The organism is Roseimicrobium gellanilyticum, assembly GCF_003315205.1.
GTDB lineage: Bacteria > Verrucomicrobiota > Verrucomicrobiia > Verrucomicrobiales > Verrucomicrobiaceae > Roseimicrobium > Roseimicrobium gellanilyticum.
The window spans coordinates 119330-140358 of sequence record NZ_QNRR01000003.1; the positions used below are offsets into that span (position 1 = coordinate 119330).

Annotated in this window: 22 protein-coding genes; 13 read left to right on the forward strand and 9 right to left on the reverse strand. The window is 59.2% G+C overall.

The window, feature by feature from the left end; genetic code table 11:
* Positions 1-27 precede the first annotated feature (27 nt).
* On the forward strand, positions 28-513 hold the full coding sequence (locus tag DES53_RS10470; RefSeq protein ID WP_170157005.1) for a hypothetical protein: 486 nt from the start codon (positions 28-30) through the stop codon (positions 511-513).
* Between the two features lie 124 nt (positions 514-637).
* Positions 638-1813, forward strand: coding sequence for a cysteine desulfurase family protein (locus DES53_RS10475; RefSeq protein ID WP_113958218.1), 1176 nt, complete (start codon positions 638-640; stop codon positions 1811-1813).
* 88 nt (positions 1814-1901) lie between these two features.
* Here the strand turns inward: DES53_RS10475 and DES53_RS10480 are convergent, their stop codons facing one another.
* Complete coding sequence (locus DES53_RS10480) at positions 1902-2921, reverse strand: SDR family oxidoreductase (protein WP_113958219.1); 1020 nt, start codon at positions 2919-2921, stop codon at positions 1902-1904.
* Between the two features lie 159 nt (positions 2922-3080).
* Between DES53_RS10480 and DES53_RS10485 the strand changes: the two genes are divergently transcribed.
* The 6 genes from DES53_RS10485 to DES53_RS10510 all read left to right on the forward strand — a co-directional run bounded on the left by DES53_RS10485 (position 3081) and on the right by DES53_RS10510 (position 10211).
* Positions 3081-4046 (forward strand): DUF6807 domain-containing protein, encoded by a 966-nt coding sequence (locus tag DES53_RS10485; RefSeq protein ID WP_113958220.1) that lies wholly within the window; start codon positions 3081-3083, stop codon positions 4044-4046.
* A 160-nt stretch (positions 4047-4206) separates the two neighbouring features.
* On the forward strand, positions 4207-5403 hold the full coding sequence (locus tag DES53_RS10490) for a hypothetical protein (RefSeq protein ID WP_147263331.1): 1197 nt from the start codon (positions 4207-4209) through the stop codon (positions 5401-5403).
* A 425-nt stretch (positions 5404-5828) separates the two neighbouring features.
* The gene (locus DES53_RS10495) at positions 5829-7340 is read left to right on the forward strand and encodes a Gfo/Idh/MocA family protein (protein ID WP_113958222.1); all 1512 of its coding nucleotides are present in this window, start codon (positions 5829-5831) and stop codon (positions 7338-7340) included.
* A gap of 230 nt (positions 7341-7570) precedes the next feature.
* Positions 7571-8158 (forward strand): dTMP kinase, encoded by a 588-nt coding sequence (locus DES53_RS10500; RefSeq protein ID WP_113958223.1) that lies wholly within the window; start codon positions 7571-7573, stop codon positions 8156-8158.
* Positions 8159-8161: 3 nt separating this feature from the next.
* Positions 8162-9214, forward strand: a complete 1053-nt coding sequence (locus DES53_RS10505) for a nucleotide kinase domain-containing protein (RefSeq protein WP_170157006.1) — start codon at positions 8162-8164, stop codon at positions 9212-9214.
* Positions 9174-10211 (forward strand): thymidylate synthase, encoded by a 1038-nt coding sequence (locus DES53_RS10510; protein ID WP_113958224.1) that lies wholly within the window; start codon positions 9174-9176, stop codon positions 10209-10211. The genes DES53_RS10505 and DES53_RS10510 overlap by 41 nt, the downstream gene beginning before the upstream one ends.
* Before the next feature lie 5 nt (positions 10212-10216).
* On the opposite strand, the gene DES53_RS10515 is transcribed toward DES53_RS10510, so the two are convergent.
* From DES53_RS10515 to DES53_RS10525, 3 genes are read right to left on the reverse strand one after another with little or no spacing between them, the layout of a single operon-like run.
* A complete protein-coding gene (locus DES53_RS10515; protein ID WP_342782351.1) occupies positions 10217-10945 on the reverse strand; it encodes an Nmad2 family putative nucleotide modification protein in 729 nt (242 codons plus the stop codon).
* Positions 10878-11375 (reverse strand): TIR domain-containing protein, encoded by a 498-nt coding sequence (locus DES53_RS33935; RefSeq protein ID WP_113958226.1) that lies wholly within the window; start codon positions 11373-11375, stop codon positions 10878-10880. The genes DES53_RS10515 and DES53_RS33935 overlap by 68 nt, the downstream gene beginning before the upstream one ends.
* 53 nt (positions 11376-11428) lie before the next feature.
* Positions 11429-11899 carry a hypothetical protein gene (locus DES53_RS10525; RefSeq protein ID WP_113958227.1) on the reverse strand — a complete coding sequence of 157 codons (471 nt, stop codon included), beginning with the start codon at positions 11897-11899 and terminating at the stop codon, positions 11429-11431.
* A gap of 253 nt (positions 11900-12152) precedes the next feature.
* Between DES53_RS10525 and DES53_RS10530 the strand changes: the two genes are divergently transcribed.
* On the forward strand, positions 12153-13124 hold the full coding sequence (locus DES53_RS10530) for an ABC transporter substrate-binding protein (protein WP_113958587.1): 972 nt from the start codon (positions 12153-12155) through the stop codon (positions 13122-13124).
* A 343-nt stretch (positions 13125-13467) separates the two neighbouring features.
* On the opposite strand, the gene DES53_RS10535 is transcribed toward DES53_RS10530, so the two are convergent.
* Positions 13468-13848, reverse strand: a complete 381-nt coding sequence (locus DES53_RS10535; RefSeq protein WP_113958228.1) for a hypothetical protein — start codon at positions 13846-13848, stop codon at positions 13468-13470.
* A gap of 1180 nt (positions 13849-15028) precedes the next feature.
* On the opposite strand from DES53_RS10535, the gene DES53_RS10540 reads away from it, so the two are divergent.
* Together DES53_RS10540 and DES53_RS10545 are read left to right on the forward strand one after the other, a co-directional pair.
* On the forward strand, positions 15029-15844 hold the full coding sequence (locus tag DES53_RS10540; RefSeq protein WP_113958229.1) for an ABC transporter ATP-binding protein: 816 nt from the start codon (positions 15029-15031) through the stop codon (positions 15842-15844).
* Positions 15841-16608: an ABC transporter permease gene (locus DES53_RS10545; RefSeq protein WP_113958230.1), complete on the forward strand. Its 768-nt coding sequence runs from the start codon at positions 15841-15843 to the stop codon at positions 16606-16608. The genes DES53_RS10540 and DES53_RS10545 overlap by 4 nt, the downstream gene beginning before the upstream one ends.
* A 34-nt stretch (positions 16609-16642) precedes the next feature.
* On the opposite strand, the gene DES53_RS33845 is transcribed toward DES53_RS10545, so the two are convergent.
* From DES53_RS33845 to DES53_RS10555, 3 genes are all read right to left on the reverse strand, one after another.
* A complete protein-coding gene (locus DES53_RS33845; protein WP_281270144.1) occupies positions 16643-16777 on the reverse strand; it encodes a hypothetical protein in 135 nt (44 codons plus the stop codon).
* 46 nt (positions 16778-16823) lie between these two features.
* Complete coding sequence (locus DES53_RS10550) at positions 16824-17567, reverse strand: peptidoglycan recognition protein family protein (protein WP_113958231.1); 744 nt, start codon at positions 17565-17567, stop codon at positions 16824-16826.
* A gap of 93 nt (positions 17568-17660) precedes the next feature.
* The gene (locus DES53_RS10555; protein WP_113958232.1) at positions 17661-18269 is read right to left on the reverse strand and encodes a DUF2062 domain-containing protein; all 609 of its coding nucleotides are present in this window, start codon (positions 18267-18269) and stop codon (positions 17661-17663) included.
* Between the two features lie 108 nt (positions 18270-18377).
* Here DES53_RS10555 and DES53_RS10560 point away from each other — a divergent pair, with 108 nt between their 5' ends.
* Positions 18378-18716 carry a P-II family nitrogen regulator gene (locus DES53_RS10560; RefSeq protein ID WP_113958233.1) on the forward strand — a complete coding sequence of 113 codons (339 nt, stop codon included), beginning with the start codon at positions 18378-18380 and terminating at the stop codon, positions 18714-18716.
* Between the two features lie 89 nt (positions 18717-18805).
* Here the strand turns inward: DES53_RS10560 and DES53_RS10565 are convergent, their stop codons facing one another.
* Positions 18806-19591 carry an undecaprenyl-diphosphate phosphatase gene (locus DES53_RS10565; RefSeq protein ID WP_113958234.1) on the reverse strand — a complete coding sequence of 262 codons (786 nt, stop codon included), beginning with the start codon at positions 19589-19591 and terminating at the stop codon, positions 18806-18808.
* 198 nt (positions 19592-19789) lie between these two features.
* On the opposite strand from DES53_RS10565, the gene DES53_RS10570 reads away from it, so the two are divergent.
* Positions 19790-20824, forward strand: coding sequence for a M23 family metallopeptidase (locus tag DES53_RS10570; protein WP_113958235.1), 1035 nt, complete (start codon positions 19790-19792; stop codon positions 20822-20824).
* The last annotated feature ends 205 nt before the right edge of the window (positions 20825-21029 follow it).

Genomic DNA, 21029 nt, shown 5'->3' on the forward strand with positions numbered 1-21029 from the left:
GCCGGAGGGCGACCTCCCAAATTCGGCGTGCCCAGCCGTGCGATCACGCTCACCCTGCCCGAGGAGACGCTGAACGATCTCCTCAAAATCGACCGCGACCGCAGCCAGGCGATTGTGAAGCTCACCAAGTCCGCTCTGGGCAAGGATGAATCCCCGCGCTCCATGGTGGAGGTGGTGGAAATGGTGGCGGACATCGGCCTTCTGGTTGTGGGACCCAGCGCCCTGCTGCGCCGCATTCCCTTCCTGCATCTCGTGGAGGTCAGCGCCGGGCGTTACCTCATGGCCCTGGCACCGGGCAATGATGTGAAGTCCCTGGAGATTGCCATCACAGATATCGTGGATGACCTCCCGGAGCGCGAAGAGCGGGAGCGGGCTCTTCTTTTGGAGCTTCTCGGTCACCTTCGGAAGCTGCGCAAAAAAGACCGCGTGAGCATGGCCGAGCTCCTCTTCGTGAGCCTGAAGCAAGTCGGCGTGATCGCCTCGACCGGCATTTTGCAGATTGCATCATTCTGAGACTCAGCGGGTCTCGTGAAGATTTCAGGGCGGCACCCCGTCTAATTTTGCGTTTGTCGCGCAAGTTTCGAGCAAACCTCTCGACACCAGATGTCGAATCCTTTGATATCGGCGGATCCACCCCATGATTTACCTCGACTCCAACGCCACCACGCAAATCGACCCCCGCGTGGTGGAGGCCATGCTGCCCTACCTCACGGAGCACTACGCGAACCCGTCCTCCTCCTATCGCGCGGCGCGCCAGGTGCGGAAGGCCGTGGAGCACGCGCGCGAGCAGGTGGCCACGCTCATCGGTTGCGAGTCGGAGGAGCTCATCTTCATGAGCTGCGGCACAGAGGCGAACAACGCCGCCATTTTCTCCGCGCTCACGCTGCACACGCCACATCGCCGCCACCTCGTGACGGCGAAGACCGAGCACAGCGCCGTGCTGGAAGTCGCCAGACGCTGGGTGGAAGAGGGCAATCCCACCACCTTCCTGGATGTGGATGAAGGCGGCACCGTGCACCCCGAGGAGTGGACTCGCTGCGTGCAGCCAGGCCAGACCGCCGTGGTGAGCGTGATGTGGGTGAACAATGAAACCGGCGTCATCCAGCCCATCGAGGAGATTGTGAAGTTCGTGCACGACCGCGGTGTGCTCTTCCACACGGATGCCGTGCAGGCTGTGGGGAAGCTGCCCATCTCGCTGAAGGACCTGCCGGTGGACTATCTCAGCCTCGCAGGACACAAGTTTCATGCGCCCAAGGGCATCGGCGCTCTCTATGTGAGCAAGCGTGTGCGCTTCAAGCCATGGATGCTCGGCGGCGGCCAGGAAAGCGGACGCCGCAGTGGCACGGAGAACGTGCCCCACATCGTCGCGCTCGGAAAAGCTGCAGAGCTCATGCGCGAAGAACTCGCCTCCGGTGGCGATGTGAAGGTGCGCGAGATGCGCGATGCCTTTGAATCCAAAGTCCGCGCCGCACTGCCGGGCACCATCGTGAATGGTGAGAGCGCCCATCGCCTCGGCACCACCAGCAGCCTCACCTTCCCCGGCATCGATGCCCCCGGACTCCTCATCCTGCTGGATGAGCGCGGCGTCGCCTGCTCCGCCGGTTCCGCCTGCCACACCGGCGCACTCCACCCTTCCCACGTGCTTGAAGCCATGGGCTACGACGCCCAGCACGCGAACAGCACCCTCCGCTTCTCCTGGTCACGCCTCAACACCATGGAGGAAACTCAAAAGGCCGCGGACACACTCATCCAGTGCGTCAACAAAATGCGCGAGCTCGGCGCCGGCGATGGCGCTGTGGTGATACGCGGGTGAGCGCGATGGAGTGCTGGAGTAATGGAGTAGTGCTTGAATGAAGGGTGAGATGCGTTGGAAGCTCACCCCATCACTCCATCACTCCCCATCAGTACCCCGCCACCGTCTCCTTCAGCCCCTTCGCGACCGTATACTCCGGCTCGAAGCCCAGCAGTTCCTTCACCTTCGTCACATCCGCGCATGAGTGACGGATGTCTCCAGGACGGAACTCACGAAACACCGGACCCGGCACTTCCACTCCGGTCTGCGACTGCACTTCCGTCTGCAAGACTGCGAAGAGCTCATTCAGGCTCGTCGCCTTCCCCAGGCCCACGTTGAAGACTTCACCATAGGCCGCTTCGTTCTCCGTGGTCGCCGCGAGCAGGAGCGCCTGCACCACGTCCCGCACAAAACAGAAGTCGCGGGTATTCTCCCCATCGCCATTGATGAAGACATTGCGTCCCGCCTTCATCGCGGAGATCCACTGGGGAATCACCGCCGCATAGGCGCCATTCGGATTCTGCCGTGGGCCGAAGACATTGAAGAAACGCAACCCTACCGTCTGCAGCCCATAGGCCATGAAGAAGCACTGCGCCTCGATCTCGTTCACGTGCTTGCTCGCAGCATAGGGCGACAGCGGGCGGCCGATATTTCGCTCCACCTTCGCATCCGCCACAATGTCGCCATACACCGCGCTGCTGCTGGCAAAGACAAAGCGCTTCACCGCCGCCTTCTTCGCCGCGAGCAGCATGTTCAGCGTGCCGGTCACATTCGTGTCATGGCACTGGTCCGGCTTCTCCATCGAGGTCGGCACGGAACCCATGGCCGCGAGGTGGATCACGTAATCCATGCCCTGGATCACGTGCAGGCACTTCTGCTCATCCGTGATGTCTCCCTCCACAAAGTGGGCCATGCGCAGCGTGCCGCCACCTTCCGCCGCTGCCGTGGCCGCGAGTTGCAGGTTCTCCTTCCTCCCCGCGCTCAGGTCATCCAGCACCGTCACCCGCTGCCCCCACCGTAGCAGACGCTCCACCACATGCGAGCCGATGAACCCCGCCCCTCCGGTCACCAGCCAGTGCTGGGCGTTGCCTTTCAAGTCGGACTTCAGGGACTGGTACGCGCTGGGCATCTTTTTGTGAATTGGGGGAAGAAAAGAAGAGTGCGCGCGACTCTGGCACATCTCCCGAAACGCGCCTGATTTTTTCCACGGCGAATTCCCTGCGTTGAAAGGATTTTTCTTCCCTTCCCGTTGCCTTGCCCCCATCTCCCGCCTCTACTCTTCCTCCTCATGCGACGCCTCCACCCCCTGCCCTTTGTTGCAGCCGCCTGCGGCTTGCTCGCCCTTGCCTCCAGCGCCTTCGCGCAAACCCTCACACTCACGCAGAGTGATGCCGGTGTGCGCGTGGACATCGATGGCAAGCTCTTCACCGAGTACGTGACCAAGGACGTGCCGCGTCCCTTCTTCTACCCCGTCATCGGCGGCGCGGGAGAAAACGTCGTGCGCAACTTCCCCATGCGCAAAGACGTCGCCGGCGAAGCCCAGGACCACCCGCACCATCGCGGCCTCTGGTTCACCCACGGAAACGTGAATGGCATCGACTTCTGGGCGGAAGTGAAGGACTTCGGCAAGCAACAGTCCACCGGCGTGAGCGACCTCAAGGCGGAAGGCTCCAAAGGCTCCTTCACCACCACCACCAAGTGGGTCGCCCCAGATGGCAAGGCCGTGCTGAGCGACACCCGCAAGTTCACCTTCACCGCCCTGCCCAACGGCGAGAAACTCCTCGACTTCGACATCACACTCCAGGCCACCGAAGGCGAAGTCACCTTCGGCGACACCAAGGAAGGCACCATGGCCATCCGCCTGAACACCGGCTTTGAGTTCAAGAAGGAAGACAACACCGGCAACGCCTACAACGCCCAAAACGACAAGCGCAAGCAGGTCTGGGGCAAGCGCTCTCCCTGGTGCGCCTACTACGGACCAGACCCGAAAGGCAACGTCGTCGGCATCGCCATGTTCGAGCATCCCAAGAACTTCCGCGCCCCCACCTGGTGGCACGCCCGCGACTACGGCCTCTTCGCCGCGAACCCCTTCGGCATCCACGACTTCGAAGCCAAGAAAGACCAGGAACACCTCGGCGACCACAAACTCGCCAAAGGTGAATCCCTCCAGCTCCGCTACCGCTTCTTCTTCGGCAACGGCAAGCCCATGCCCAAAGCCATGGCCGCACGGTATGACGAGTACGTGAAGGAGTAGGGCAGCCGGTGCGACAGTCGGGCGGTGACCGGAAGCGAACCGCTCGCAACACTCAAGGAGTGGGGGCATTCCTGCCCCCATTTTTCGTGGCACGTCTCACCACCTGTGAAATCGGTGACACTTGCCACCACGCCTGACAAGCGGCACCCGTGACTTCACCATGCCTGATCGCCCTGATCGCACCGTCAGCCATTTACTCTCCCGCCTCGCAGATGCATGCCATGGCAGGATGGCGAAACTGACGGGGCATCGCGCCTGGCTCCTCCTGGTGGCCATCATCGCCCTTCTCATTTCATGGGTGAGCCGCCTCCCGCAGTACCACGGGCAGGAAGACCTCCCGCAGAGAATCGACAGCCAGTTCCTCACCTGGCAGGCACATCATCCGCTGACCCCCAACACCGAATTCCTCAAACCGCTGGAGCAATACCAGGGCGACGAACTCGGGCGAGTCTCCCACCTGTACAAGACCAGCTACCGGCTCACCATGCCGCTGCTGAGCCGCCTCACACCGCTGGGCATCTGGAGCTGGATCGTGCTGCCAGGCATCTGCGGCGCCATCTTCTTCCCCATCATCTGCCTGCTGGCATCGCAACTCACGGGCGACAGGGTGACCGCGGCACTCTTCACCTGGGCCTACGCCGCGTGCGCCGCGGGGCACCAGTTCTTCGGAGAATTCTGGTTGCTGTACGGCGATGGCGTGGCCTACCTCCTCCTGGCCGTGGCAGCCCTCTCGCAGAGGCCCGTCGTGGTCTTCCTCAGCCTGTTTCTGGCGGCCTTCACGGATGAACGCGGCGTGGTGGCAGGCGGCATCATCTACTTCCTCCAATCCTCCCGCAGCGGCACCTTGGAAACATGGCGGCTCTCCTCCCTGTGGCCCCGCACCTCCGTCATGTGGGCCACCCTCGCGGCCTGCGCGAGCTACCTCATCGCGAGGATTGCCCTGCACCTCATCTTTGGGCTGAAGAATGACCAGAGCGCCCTTCTCACCCTGGACGTCCTCCTCCATCATCTCCGGCACAACATTCCCCACCACCTCTTTGGCGCCTTCGAGACCCTGTGGATTCTCCCCCTCCTGGCTCTGGTCGCCGCGTTCGCAGTGCGGAATCTCTCCTGGGCCCTCTGCTTCCTCGCCCTCCTCTGCGGGGCCGTGGTATGCGGCTTCGTGGTGCTCGATCTCCAGCGGAGCCTGGCCTTCATGTTTCCCCTGTTGTTTTGCAGCCTCTGGGCCCTCGCAAAAGAGCCCGCCCTCACCCTGCGCCGACTCATGACCGCCGTCCTCCTCATCAGCCTCCTCTGGTGCGACCTGCACCGCTCCCTCATCTTTGGCATCTACCTGCTGGCACGCGATGCGGCGTGAGATGGTTGAGGGTTGAAAGCTGCGTGCTGAGAGCCTGAGGCCACCAGACGGCCCGCCCTCAGTCTCCGAAGTTCCTCCGCGTCTCCGCGTCTCCGCGTCTCCACCCCTCCACCTCTCCCTCAGTCTCCGCGTCTCCGTGTCTCCGCGTTGAACCCACTGCACACCACCACACCCATCCGTGCCGTACACCGCCCCAGCGTCCATTCGCGGTCCCCAAAACTCCCCTCACCCCCTCCACCCCACGCAATTTCCCTAGTCACAAACCACAGATTTCCAGTTACAATTCCGCCGAAATAAGCGCTTTTCACCCCCGTTTCCCTAGTCTACCGCCATCCCGGTCCGGACACACGTCCACTCAGTACGAAGCCGAAGCTGCCCCATATTCCAGCACTCCACCCTTCCAGTATTCCATCTAGATCCAACTCATGAACACCCACACCTCCATCAAGCGTCGCGACGTCCTGCGCAGCGCGCTGTACGCAGGCACGGCCATGGCCCTGCCCATCTGGTCCCGCGCCGAAGGCTCCAACAGCGACATCCGTGTGGCTGTCATCGGCTTCAAGGGTCGCGGCTCCGGCCACATCGGCAGCCTCCAGAAGATCAAAGGCGTCCGCCTCGTCGCCCTCTGCGATGTCGACTCCGACGTGCTCGACGGCAAGGTCGCTGACCTCAAGAAGAAGGGCATCGAAGTCAAGGCCTACACCGACTTCCGCAAGCTCTGCGAAGACAAGGACATCGACGCCGTCACCATCGCCACGCCGAACCACACCCACACCCTCATTGCCATGACCGCCATCGCGGCCGGCAAGCACGTGTACGTGGAAAAGCCCACCAACCACAACCTCTGGGAAGGCGCCGAGCTCGTGAAGGCCGCCGCCAAGGTGGAAGGCAAGCAGATCGTCGTGCACGGCATGCAGCGCCGCTCCGACCTCGGCTGGGCCGCCGCCCAGGAGTACATCAAGTCCGGCGCCCTCGGCAAGACCCTCCTCTCCCGTGGCGTGAACTACAAGGCCCGCCAGAGCATCGGAAAAGTCAGCGAAGGCAAGAGCGCCGGCGCGGATGGCACCTTCGCCGCAGGCACCTTCAAGGACTCCAAGGGCACCATCAACTATGACCTCTGGGCCGGTCCCCGCGAAATGGCGCCCGTCATGCGCGAGAAATTCCACTACGACTGGCACTGGCAGTGGGCCTACGGCAACGGTGACATCGGCAACCAGGGACCCCACCAGCTCGACGTCGCCCGCTGGATGATCGGCAACCCCGAGAAGCTCCCCGTCCGCGTCATGAGCTTCGGCAACCGCTGGGGCTACACCGACGACGGCCAGACCGCCAACAACCAGATGGCGCTCTATGATTACGGCAAGGGCAATGTCCCCATCCTGTTCGACAACCGCGGCCTTCCCCGCGCCGACATGAACTGGCAGAAGGGCAACGAACCCGCCTACAAAGGCACCCGCATCGGCAACATCATCCATTGCGAAGGCGGCTACGTCGCCGAATCCAAGGCCTACGACAACGACGGCAAGTGGAACCAGACCAAGTTCGAAATCCGTGACGGCCCCGCCCACATGGACAACTTCATCGCCTCCATCCGCGCCGGCAAGCTGGTGGACAGCAACCTCCACGTGAACCACGGCTTCCAGGCCGCCTCACTGGCCATCCTGTCCAACATCAGCTACCGCCTTGGCAAGAAGGTCTCTCCTGCCGAAGTGAAGGAGCGTCTCTCCGGCGACAAGTTCGCCACCGAGACCTTCGAAGACTTCGCCGCCAACCTCCAGGCCAACAAGATCGACATCGCCGCCGATCAAGTCGCCCTCGGACCCTGGCTCTCCTTCAACCCGGACACCTTGAAGTTCGAAGGCGAATTCGCCGAAGACGCCAACAAGCTCGCCCAGGAAGAATACCGCAAGGGCTTCGAACTGCCGAAGATTGGGTAAGGAAGCGAAGCGAGTGGCTGCGTGAGCAGTTGCTGGCTTAGCTACACAGAACCATTACACGAGAACGCCCCGGGGAAACCCGGGGCGTTTTCATTTACAGCGGACTTCCCACCGCAGAAAGCCTAACAAAATGGATTGCAGAAACAGCCACTAACTGACACTCTTTCTCCACCTGCCCATTGAACGCCTATCGGACACGTGTTTCACGCAAACGCTATCCGCCAACGAAAATGAAAGGAAAACTTCTCGTTCTAGAAGGTCCAGATGCTGCCGGCAAAACTACAGTTCTTGCTTCTCTTATGGCAAAACTCGGCACTAGTGCAGTGAACCTTGCATTTCCCGGGCGAAACCCAGGCACATTGGGAGAACTTGTTTACCGCCTTCATCACGACCACCGGTCGTTCGGAATAGCATCAATAACGCCAACAGCCCTTCAAACTCTTCACATTGCAGCACACCTTGATGCTATAGAAACTACAATCATTCCGCTCCTACACCAAGGAACAACAATAGTCCTCGATCGATTTTGGTGGTCAACTGTCGTCTATGGGACCCTTCAGGGAGCTAGCAAGGAAACACTACGTCAACTCATTGCTGCGGAGAAGCTCGCTTGGGGTTCAATCAAGCCAGATCACCTTTTTCTCCTTGAGCGAACCCAACCCTTACGCGAAGACGCACGGAAGGATTGGCTGAATTTAAGTAAATTGTACCGGGAACTCGCGCAGCAAGAGGAGGAATGCTACCCAGTCCACAGGATCGCTAACGAATCCACCGTGGATGTGGCGATCGAAGCAATTTCAAAATCCGCCTCCCTTTAGCTGATGTCAGCACAACCTTCCCTCGCGTTTATTTCCAACAATGAAACTGATAGGCAGCAAATAGATGCCGCTTGGGCACCTCTCAAAACAACGGTGGTGTTCGACACCTATTGGATCCTTGCCGCCAAAAGACAGGGTATCTTCTTCGCAAGATTTAAGAACGAATCGCCACCATGGACGACAGACCCCATCCTAAAGACTTACAAATTCACAAATGCGTATAGAGCAAGTGATCGCGTCAGCCAGTATTTGATACGGGAGGTCATCTACAAAGGAGACCAATCACCTCGAGAAATTTTCTTTAGAACACTCCTCTTTAAGCTATTCAATCGAATTGAGACGTGGGAGCTGCTTAGCGAGAATTTCGGCTCTCCAAGTTCCAGAGACTATCGATTCGCTCACTACGACAGAATTTTAAGCCAAGCCATGTCGAGAGGCGAAAAACTTTATTCCGCAGCTTACATTATGCCTTCTGGAGGCAAGAGCTTTCCATGCAAACGAAAACACCAGATGCATTTGCAGTTACTTGAGCGAATGCTGAGCGACTCTATATACACTCGCCTTACTGATAGTCAGAGCATGGGTGATGCCTTCGCACTCTTAAGAGGCTACCCCACAATTGGAGATTTTCTCGCCTATCAGTATGTGACAGACCTGAATTATTCCGCTTCCATGCATCTGTCAGAGATGGAGTTCACTTGTGCTGGGCCGGGCGCTAAGAGCGGAATCGCAAAATGCTTCAAAGACAAGGGAGGCCTCTCGGATACTCAAATCATCGAAATGATGTGTGTTCGACAAAAGGAGGAGTTTCTCAGACTAGGTCTCCAGTTCCAAGATCTATGGGGGCGAAAGCTCCAGTTAATCGACTGCCAAAACCTCTTCTGTGAAGTAGACAAGTATTCCAGGGTAGCGCATCCAGAGTTCTCAGGAGTCTCGGGCAGAACACGCATTAAGCAAAAATTCCATCCTCGGCAGGCAAGGCTCAAACCTTGGTACCCCCCGAAATGGGAGCTGAATGACAGAATTGAAAGGGAATGGCATGACAATCAACCTTGAGGCTGAAACCGCAGATGAGATTTGGATGCTCGTCGCGAACCAATTTCGTGATGGCAAAGGGTCGTGGCAGAATAGTCGCGCAGGCAAAACGACGGAGTTGCTGCACACGGCCCTCTGCATTCGTAACCCCCGCCAAAGATGGGTGAGTTCCAGAAACCCAGTTCTGAATCCAGCCTTCGCGTTTGCCGAGGTTGTTTGGATTCTTCAAGGCAAAAACGACTCCAAGTTTCTTAACTATTTCAATCGGTCACTTCCCAAGTATGCGGGCACGGGCGAAGTGTACGACGGCGCGTATGGACATCGTCTTCGCAACCACTTTGGGATCGATCAGATTGAGCGGGCTTACAACGTTCTGAGGGAGAACCCCGATTCTAGGCAGGTCATCCTTCAAATTTGGGATGTTTCCTCCGATTTACCCAATGACGATGGCGTTGCCAAATCAACGGACGTCCCTTGCAATGTATGCTCTTTGCTAAAGGTGCGTTCAGGCAAGCTAGAGTGGTTGCAAATCATGAGGAGTAACGATGTCTTCATCGGCCTTCCATACAACATCATTCAGTTCACGACACTTCATGAACTCATGGCAAGTTGGTTGGGCCTTGAACTAGGACATTACCATCACATAAGCGATAGTCTCCATATCTATGAAGGTTCTATCGAAAGAGTCATTTCCTCCAATGCGTTAACCTCTCCAGCCAACCTCGATCATCTCTCCGGAAGTTATGATGACACTTTAGAAGTCGTCAAAAGTATCAGCCTCGGCATCGAACAGATCATCGATGAGAGTGTTGCGAGTGGAACTCTAGCAGACCGATATAGAGAACTCAACCTCCCACAACCCTGGTTAAACATTGCTTCGATCCTGTTTGCCGAAGGGCTACGTAGGAGAGGGGGGCGTGAGGAGATGGAAGCAGTTCTTCGCACTTGCTCCAATCAACTATTTGTATTCCTGTTTGAGAGGTGGCTGGCCCGAACGGCTAAGAGAGAACGCGACTAGGCACTTTAGTCCGTCACCCTGTTCGTTGCTACAGAGTAACGCGCGGAGCTATTTGAGAAGTCGAACGGGTCTCCCGCGACAAGGTTCAACAGACTTTTGCACTCCTCCTCAAGCCAGTCCACAAGGAGCCTTGCAGGCCCTTCTAAGTCGAACCTTCGATAGCCTCGCTTGTTTTTGTACCCTAATGCCTTCACAATTGGAGGCGGCAAGTCCGGCGCAGCTTGTCCAAAATAATAGAAGTGGTTTGAAACCAGCACCGCGTCCACCTGTGTATCATTCGCCAGATTATGCTCGTTGACTGACCCGTCCTCGTTACTGTGATGCGAGTCGGCTTGCGTCCAAACCTGTCTCCCTGGGTCACGATGGTATATGTTATCGCCGACCATCATTTTTTTACTTCCGTTTCTTATTGGTCTTTTGTCGTGGAAGACAGGATTCAGCCAGTAGTCATTAAACGTCAGCTTTTCTGTTACTCGCATCGCGAATATGCATTTACCACTAGCTTTTAATCTACCACCTCCAACTCCTATGACCCAATCACCTATTTCCGCTGATTTACGCAACTTGGGTTTGCACGTGGCCAATGTACATTTCCCGTGAAAAGGATTCGGCGCAAAACCGAAGTCACGATCGACTACGTACATAAACAATTGCGCCATTCTAAGTTTAGCAGACACTTCTTGAACTAGGATTAACTTGAGTTCGCGACGATCCATCCGGTTTCTGAAATTCATTCTCAGTCCCGTCGATTGCACCGATGATTCGATCCGTATTCCAGCCAACCAGTGCTGAGCCATATTTCTCAAAATTTTCCGGGACATCAGCCTCAGTTCCACCTCGAACGTAAATTCCCACAATCCTCTTCCCCTGCTGATGCGCCTGCTCAACCTCCCAATTCACCCATGGACGCGAATGCGTTTCTTTCCCAATTAGAACCACGACTGTGGACGCCCACGAGATTTTCATCCGCAGCAATCGCTTAAGCACCTTATCTGGAACTCGCCCCTCATCCAATCTCCGCTGGTTTGCGGGTTTGGCTCGAATGGAGCTGTTTCGAATGTCGTTGCCACGTTTCGTTAGCAAGTCCGTGAGCTTAGACACGTGTTCATCATCAGCATGATGATGACTAATGAAGACATGCTTTCGGTTGCTCTTGGCGCTCATTTTCAGTGCAATCTAAACGTATTGACTCATATAGACTTCGCTGAGCCAGATGTTTACGGGGTATTCATGGTAGTCAGATCCTCGACCTGAGCGATGTCCGCAAGCGCACGCGTATAATCCTTGAGGACCTTTTGCAGTTGCTCCAGATCTTTGCGAAAGTCCTCACGCTTCGTCGCATCTCCGAAGGCATTTAAATCAGCACTGTGCCATTTCGTAGTGAATGGACGAACAATCTGATTCAGCACAATTACTGCGATCTTTGTGAGCTGTACGCACTCACGACCTTTACGCCGCAGAATCTCCCGCGTCGTCGGAAACAGGGAATGAACACTTTCGAGTGCAGATTTCTCGTCTCCATGTTCCTTAGGAAGAGGTTGCGTCACGATTCTGGTGAGCATTTCCACATACAATTCCCAGGCCGCTTCCCGGTCTTTTTCCTGCGGTGCCCATTCCATTTCAAGGAAACCGGTGTTGACCTTGAGACCCGTCATGTCCCAATTTTCGAGAAATTTTCTCAGCTTCATGTTAAGCTATAAATGAGAAGAAATGCTGGTGAAGAGATAACATTTACCCTCCAGCCCTTCAAAGGCATTCGCGATTCATATATTACTATCTGTAGAGTAACTTATCAGCAAGAAAAAACGTTTGGTGCAGGGACCACCTTGGCTCTTTTTCCCTCCACGTGCTGGCATTGGGGGGGCAAAGCCCAACTCACCAAGAAATGTTTTTGATTGTCACACTTGAGACATGCTTGTGCCGCCGCCACAATCTCCGTCCATGAACCGCCGCCACTTCCTTTCCCTCGCGCCTGCTGCTGTCGCTGCCACCTCCCTCACCGGTTGCAAAGGCAAGGTAGACGCTGCGGTCCTCCGCTTCGGTCATTTCCCGAACATCACGCATGTGCAGGGACTGGTGGCGCACCAGATGTCCCGCAAGGGCAAAGGCTGGTTTGAGGAGAAGCTGGGGGTGAAGGTGGAGTGGTTCACGTACAACGCGGGACCTTCCGCGACGGAGGCGATTTTCTCCGGGGCGCTGGATGTGACGTACATCGGCCCAAGCCCGGTGCTCAATGCGTACTCGAAGAGCAAGGGCACGGAGATGCGCGTGCTGGCCGGCGGCGCGAACGGCGGGAACTCCCTGGTGGTGCGCCCGGCGGCGAACATCAACACACCCGCGGACTTCAAGGGGAAGAAGATTGCCTCCCCGCAGCTCGGCAACACCCAGGACATCCAGGTGCGCGCCTACCTGGCCGAGAACGGCCTGAACATCACCCAGACCGGCGGGGATGCCGCCATCCTGCCCACCCAGAACCCGGACCAGCTCTCACTCTTCCAGAAAGGTGAACTGGATGCCGTGTGGACCGTGGAACCCTGGGTCACCCGCCTGGAACTCGAAGCCGGCGGCAAGATCTTCCTGGAGGACAAGGACACCAATGTGACCCTTCTCGCCGGCAGCGCCGCCTTCGTGAAGGACCGCCCCGAGCAAGCCAAGAAACTCGCCACCGCCCACGCCGAACTCACCGCCTGGATCAAGGCCAACGCCGACGAGGCCAAGAAACTCATCTCCGCCGAACTCGAAGCCCTCATGGGCAAGGCCCCCAGCGACGAACTCCTGACCAAAGCCCTCGCCCGCACCATCATCACCGACACCGTCTCCCGCGAGTCCATGGACAAGATGGTGGCGAGCGCGCAGAAGGTTGGCTTCCTGAAGGACATCCCGGCGTTGGATCAGCTTTTCCCGAAGCTGTGAGCTGCGCAGTTGATAGTTGAGGGTCGATGGTTGATAGCCTGAAACTGAGTCCATCAGCCCAGGAGGTTAGGCTTTCCAGCCTGACAGCGGACGTTAGGCCTCCCGGCCTGACGAGGGGGAGCTTGAGGGCGGCGAAAATTCGGTAGGGTGCTGCTGCGTCGGCACCCTGACTAGATGGGCGGAGGAGGTGTGGAACGTTTCGGGTGATTCGACACGCATCGCGATGAAGCCCCTTGGCTCCGCTCCTCCCCCCGCCTGCGCCCGGCCCGAAATTTGGGTGCCGACGCAGCAGCACCCTACCGAATCTGCTCCGCCCCCGGTCCCCACCGAATCCCCCAACCCCTCACTCCTTCTCCATCACCACCCTCGCCACCAGTTGCCCGCTCGCCGTCTCCTGCATCGAAGCAGCTTTCACCACCCCCGAGGTCGATTCATCGGCATACACCGAACGATCCACAAAAAGGTGGGCAAACTGGGCGTGGAGTTCCTCGAAGCTCAGCGCGTAGTACTCCAGCTTGGTCCACATGCGCTCCTTACCGTACGCCGCGCTCGTGCCGATTTTCCCCACGAGGACCATCCCCGGCGTGATGACGGTGCCAACGGTTGGCAGCCCCTGAGAACCGAGGTGGCTGTAATGGGTGAATGGAAAAAGGGGGAACAGGTCCGAGGTAAACTCTTCCGGCTCCCCCCGTTCATCCAGGCCCAGGGTGACTTCGATTTCCATAGTCCGTCAGTTTGGTGCTGCCAATGGCATCTCCCTCTGATGTGGTCCGGTCTTCCAGCTTTCTGGGGCCATCCGGACGCGCTGGGGTGCTTGGGTTGTTGTTTATCTTGTAGACGCTTTTTCTCCATCGTGAAGGCATTTCACACCTCTTGGGAATTTTGTTCGAGCGCCGCACAGACACCACAGGAGGTTAGGCTTTCCAGCCTGACAGGGGACGTTAGGCCTTCTGGCCTGACGAGGGGGAGCTTGAGAGCGGAGCAAATTCGGTAGGGTGCTGCTGCGTCGGCACCCTGACTAGATGGGCGGAGGGGGTGTGGAACGTTTCGGGTGATTCGACACGCATCGCGATGAATCTCCCTGGCTCCGCTCCTCCCCCGGCCTGCGCCCGGTCCGAAATTTGGGCGCCGTCCCGCTTTGCGGGAAGCACCCTACCGGATCTGCTCCGCCCCCTCCCGCCAGCTCCGCTCTCCCTCTCCGTCAGGCCGGGAGGCCTAACGGACAACTGTCAGGCCGGAAAGCCTGACCTCCTTGCCCCTTCCTCCCACCTTCCGACTCCAACACAGCCCCCGGCAGCTCGTCTCACCGTCCTTCTCACACTGAACTCAACTCATAATTCAACATTTGTATCGATACAAAATCAAGGCAAGCTGTCCCTCTTCCACTCCAAAATCTCCCCCACATATCTCTGACCTGACCCATCCCACCTGCAAACTCCACAAACCACCCCCCACCTCCCTGAAAACCAACCAACTACCCCAAACGATAGTTCGTTTGGCCAACACTGGGATTTTCCCCCGAACGCCATCGTCAGGCCGGGAGGCCTGACGTCCGCCGTCAGGCTGGAAAGCCTAACCTCCTGAGCTTCTGCCTCTGCTCCGACTACCGTCCTACCGTCCTACCGTCCTACCGTCGCACCGCTCACCGTCGCACCGGCCTTCCCTTCCCCACCCCACATCTCACTGCCTGAACCCAAAACCCGTGAACTGCCCCCAGCAACTTCTTGATCCGGTGACTTGCATGGTTCATAGCCTTGGTTCGCGGTTGTCGACCTGCTGCCGCTTTCCTTGCCTGGGCTTGATCGTCCCACGGTGACGAGGGCGTCCCAGGGACGGGCCTTTCAGTTTCAGCTTCAAGACCTTGCCTTGATTTGATTTCCTCACCACCACCGGAAACGACACTCATGTCCATCGACTCAGAGCTCGAAAACATCGTCCCCTCCAAGCTGGTGGTGGAAGGTGTGTCGAAGTCGTTCAAGTCCCGTAGCGGGGTGGTGCAGGCGCTGGACAATGTGAGCCTGGAAATCGCCGAGGGTGAATTCGTGTGCCTGGTGGGCCCCTCTGGTTGTGGCAAGAGCACCCTGTTGAACCTCATTGCGGGCCTGGACAAGCCGGACTCGGGTCGCGTGCTGTCAGATGGCCAGCCGGTGACCGGCACGGGCCGCGAGCGCATGGTGATGTTCCAGGAGCATGCCCTCTTTCCCTGGCTGGATGTGATGGGGAATCTGATGTTTTCCCTGAAGCTGAAGCCCGGTCTCACGGATGCCGAGCGCAAGGATGTGGCCCGCTACTACCTGAAGCTGGTGGGCTTGGAGCGCTTCATGCATGCGAACATCCACGAGCTCTCCGGTGGCATGAAGCAGCGAGTGGCCCTCGCGCGCGCGCTGGCGCCGAATCCGCGCGTGCTGCTCATGGATGAACCCTTCGCCGCGTTGGATGCGATGACGCGCGAGCAGCTCTACGAAGATTTGCAGAAGATCTGGGCCGCGCGCCGCAAGACGATTGTCTTCGTGACACACAACGTGCGCGAGGCGGCCTGTCTCGGCGACCGTGTGGTGCTCTTCAGCCCGCACCCGGGTCGCGTGCGTGAGCAGTTCAAGGTCACGCTGGATCGTCCGCGGGACATCAGCAGCATCGTGCTGGCGGAGAAGGCGACGGAAATCACGAGGGCGCTCAAGGCGCACCATACGAGCAGCCAGGCGGTGGGGGTGAAGGCATGAAGCGCGCGGTGATTGTCATTCTTTTCTTTGGGCTTCTCGTCGGCATCTGGCAGGCGGTATACGCGGCCGGCATCTGGTCGCCGGTGCTGCTGCCCAGTCCTCTGACGGTGGGCAAGTATCTGTGGACCTCGCTGCTGGATGGCAGCCTCGCGGAGTCGTCCTGGGTGACGATGAAACGCCTGCTCATCGGCTACGGCATTGGTTGTGTGATCGGATTGCCACTGGGCCTGATGACGGCGCGGAGCAAGGTCTTGAGCGATACCATTGGCGTGCTCGCGCTGGGTCTGCAGACGCTGCCGAGTGTGTGCTGGGTGCCACTGGCGCTGCTGTGGTTTGGCCAGAGTGAGGGCGCGATGCTCTTCGTGGTGGTGATGGGCACCCTGTGGTCCGTGCTCATTGCCGTGGACAATGGTGTGCGCAACATGCCGCCCATCTACGTGCGTGCCGCGCGGACCATGGGCTCAAGTGGCTTCCACACCCTGCGCGCAGTCATTTTGCCTTCCTCCCTTCCTTTTGTAGTCAGCGGCATGAAGCAAGGCTGGGCCTTCGCCTGGCGCTCGCTGATGGCTGCAGAAATCTATGTGACGGTGCTCACCGGCTACGGCCTGGGTCACTTGCTCCACTTCGGCCGTGAGCTCCACGCCATGGATCAAGTCATCGGCGTGATGCTGGTGATCGTGCTGATTGGTTTGCTCGCCGACAGGGTGATGTTCTCACCTTGGGAGAGGTTCCTGCATCATCGCTGGGGCACGGCGAAGCAGTAGCGGAGCCGCCGACGGCGGCGAGGGAGTTGATGGTCTAAGGTTGATAGTTGATAGCCTGAGGAATCAGGCTTCGGACTTCAGCTTGAATGTCGGCAGCTTCGACCGGCACCGGAGTTTCACCTTCATGAAAAGCAGACACAAATGCCTCATGCAAGTCGGCTCGTGTCATGGCGGGGAACTCTTCAGGCTATCAACTATCAACCAAAAACCATCAACTAGATCCGCGGCACCGGACCCGGCACGATGCGGTTGTAGTGCGCTTGCACGCGAGCCTTGAACCAGCGCCAGGTGGCTCCGGGGCGGCCGTTCTCGAGGAGGAAGTGGGGGCAGTTTTTGTTGGGCGGGTTCAGGCCGCGGCGGGGCCAGTGATAGTGGGGGACGACGCGATCAATGCTGAGGCCGTGCTCATACATGAGGTAGGCGGTGAGCTTCGCGGTGCGGTCGATGGTTTGCGCGAGGTTGTTGCCACGGTGCTCGCACATCTCGATGCCGATGCTGTAGTTGTTCCCCGGTCCGTCGAAGTCGGCGTGCTCGCCCTGCTCGTTGGTGGGCAGGTGCTGGATGGCGACGTTGTCCTGCACGGTGAAGTGCCAGGTGAGGAAGCCAATGCGGTTGCCGCCACGGCGTTTCTGGGCACGCAGGGCGCCGCGCTTCAGGGCCAGGGCGTGGTTGTAGGCGTCGCCAGTGTAGTTCTGCGTGCTGTGGATGGTGATGTAGCGCACGTTCATGGGCCGCTTGTACCGGCGGCCCACCGTGCCGGGGCGGATCATGTCCTGCCGCAGGCGCACCTCTCCGAGCAGGGCCACGGGGGCGACCTTGCGCTCCACAGGGACAGCTCCCAACTGGGAATCCCAGCTTCCCGAGCGGGAGCGGGACGATCGGGAGGAGGATTCACAACCGACGATGACAACCAGAACAGCCAGAACGGCCAAGGGCAGCACAAGGCGGAGGGGGCGCATCTGTATCCCTTAGCGCAAGGCGGGGTGATGACAAGGGGGAGGAGCGGGCTTGTGGACCTGAGGACGGACTCGGGGGGACGATCCCCATCTCATTCACGCCCCATCTTCCGTGGTCGGCGGCGGCGGGTCGGGTCGCACGCGGCGGTGGGTGAGCATGAGCATCAGGTCCCAGAACATGTAAGACAAGGCATAGCCCACTGGAGCGATGAGGAGGCCGAGCAGGACGCCGCCGACATAGAGCGAGGCGATCCACGGCTTGAAATGAGCGAGCACATCCCGGTAGCGGGTGTAGTCGTTCATGATCTGCTTCAGCATCTCCTTGAGGTCATGCCAGTCGAGTGGCGGGGGATTCCCCAGACCCAGGGCAGTGATGACCCAGTTCCCAAACTCGATCTCCCACCAGGCCACGGGCGGCATGGTGACGGGATTCGTAATCCAGGTGACCAGCATGGCGATGGGGATATTCACCCGCAGGAGGGCAGCGATGGCAAAGGCAATGCCCATCTGCCCCGGTAGCACCAGCATCATGGCGAAGGCTCCCACAGCAATGCCGCCCGCGAAGGTATGGCGGGTGGGCTTCCACACCGTCTTGTCCAGAAAGTGACGCGCAAACCAGCGGCGGAAGCGATTCTGCTTGAGCACGCGCGGGTGCCGGAACTTCCGGTACATCGCGAGGACAAATTTGCGGTAGCGCTGTTGCATGCAGACGGCGGGCGCGAAATAAAGCTGCCCTCAGGATCAAGGATTCTTTTATCTTGCCACTGGAGGCAGCAGCCGCTTTAAGCAGTGAAACGGATTTGAAACACAGCCATGAAGAAAATCGAAGCCATCATCAAGCCGCACAAGTTTGAGGAAGTCCAGGAGGCGCTGCGCGAAGCCGGTCTTCAGGGGATGACGGTGACGGAAGTGAAGGGCTTTGGCAGGCAGCGCGGGCATACGGAAATCTACCGTGGCAGCGAATACACGGTGGACTTCGTGCCGAAGACGAAGATTGAGATTCTGGCCAGTGATGAGCAGGTGGCGACCGTGGTGAAGGTCATTTCCGACGCGGCGCGCACCGGCAAGGTGGGTGACGGCAAGATCTTCATCTACAACATCACCGACGTGGTGCGCATCCGCACCAGCGAGCGTGGTCAGGACGCGCTCTGAGGAAGCTGGTTCGGAGTGGGGATTGGGTATCCTCATGCGTCAAAATCTACGGCGGACCGGCACTGCATGCCAAGCGCGCCGTGGCTCGATCATTCCATAAACCAGACGAGCAGCACCGCGCCCAGGATGAAGCGGTAGATGGCGAACCCGTTGAAGTTGTGATGCTGCACGAACCGCAGTAGCCACTTCACCACGATGAAGGCGGAGACGGCCGCCGCGATGAAGCCGAGGGTCAGGTCCAGTGCACCCGCGCCGTGGAGTTCACCATCCTTCCAAGCGTCGAAGAGCTTGTAGCCACCGGCAGCCGTGAGGGTGATCATGCCGAGGATGAAGGAGAACTCGGCCGCTGCGGGGCGTGCGAGCCCGAGGGCCAGCGCCGCCATGATGGTGGCCCCGGAGCGTGAGGTGCCGGGAAAGACAGCGGCGAGGAGCTGGGCGAGACCACATACAATGGCGATGGTCCACGTGAGGTTGGGATTGCCTTGGGGAGCCCTTCTCCAGAACTCGATGCCCCAGATCACAAAGGCACCGATGAGGGTGGCCCAGGCGACCGGTCCCACGGTTTCCGGGAGCTCGTAGTTCAGCTTGTCCAAGACGAGGCCACCCACGCCGGTGATGAAGAAGGCGAGCGTGAGCTTCAGCAGGTAGTCGCGGGACTCGGGCCTCTGCCAAGTCATGAGCAGGCCCATGAGCTTTGACCAGAAGATGGGGAGCAAGGCGAGCGCGGCGCCGACCTGGATGAAGACGGTGAACCAGTCCGGGCGGTGGCCCAGCCACTTCTCCGCAATGAGGAGGTGGCCCGTGGAGGAGACGGGGATGAACTCGGTAAGGCCCTCAATGAGGCCAAGCAGGATGGCGGAGAGCCAGTCGGGCATGCAGGGGTGAAAAATGGGGGTTGGCGCGCGCACCTTGGCGGCGGTCCGGGGGCACGCAACTGCATTCCGGGGATTTCATGGCGCGCATTTTGAGAAACTTGCCATGGCAATTCCTAAAGCTCTGTCTAGGGTAGCGGTTCGCGGGATGGCGGCCATGTTGTTTCAACGCAGCCTCCCATCCCGCTGTCGCACGCCCGAATGCTTCGTCGCTTTTCCAGACCCACCCCCGCCCTCCCCCGCTCCGCCGCCCTGTCGCTTCTGCAGGTGGCGCTCACGGTCTGCCTGTGGTGGAGCACCACGAGCGCGGGACTGGCGTTCAACACCATCCGCTGCCAGCTCGCTGATGGCTTCGACTTCCCTGTGGGCAAGCCAGAGGCCGATGGCTACTACAAGGCGCGTGGCTTCTGGCCGAATGGGCACCTCGGTGAAGACTGGAACGGCCGTGGCGGTGGCGACAGCGATCTGGGCGACCCCATTTACTGCATCGGCCGCGGTGTGGTGGTGCTGTCTGAGGACGTCAGGGTGGGCTGGGGAAATGTGGTCATCATCCGGCACGCGTACCGCGAGATCACCGGCAAGATTGAGATGGTGGACTCCCTGTACGGCCACCTCTACCAGCGGAATGTGAAAGTGGGCCAGGTGGTGGAGCGCGGCCAGCTCGTGGGCACCATGGGCGGGAACAACGGGATGTACCCAGTGCACCTGCATCTGGAAGTGCGGAAGAATCTGGCCATCGGCATGAACCGCAGCAGCTTCGCCCGCGACTACTCGAACTATCACAGCCCCACGGCCTTCATCAATGCGCACCGCCGTCTGTCGGTGGACATGCGGAAGTATGATGTGCCGGTGGATACCTTTGCTCCCTATGGTGGCGAACTGACAGAGGCGCAGGAGCAGGTGTCGCGCTCGACCTCACCCTCCACGTACACGCACAAGTCTCCTTCCGCGAGGGCTGGACAACCAGACTCAAGCGGCGTGATTCGTACGGGGCGCGGGCTGCGCATTCCGGTGGTAGGTGGAACGGCAAGACCGGCGGTGACAGCTCCGGTGACGCCGCCCTCGACGCCGCCAGGCAGTACGGGAGGCACTGCAGCATCCACGATTCCGTCAGGATCTGCACCGCCTCCTGCCCCCGCTCCGGCTGGTGGCGCCGAGAAGAGCGACTTCTGGTCCCGCCTGAAAGGCAAGCTCAAGGATGGACAGGTGACGCCGGGAGTGGAGGAGAAGAAGTAGGGAGCAGGGCTTCGAGAAGAGGCTCCGCACCCAGATTGCCGACCACCGGGACTAAGGCTATTCACGCTCCTTGGACAGGGGCCATCTCACAACTTCATCGAGATGATAGACCTCACCGTTTGTTCGAAGCCTAGCGTGGCGAGGCTCGATTGATCAAGGAGCGGCACTAGCCAAGTGCCGTCGTTGCAGGTGAATGACACTCATT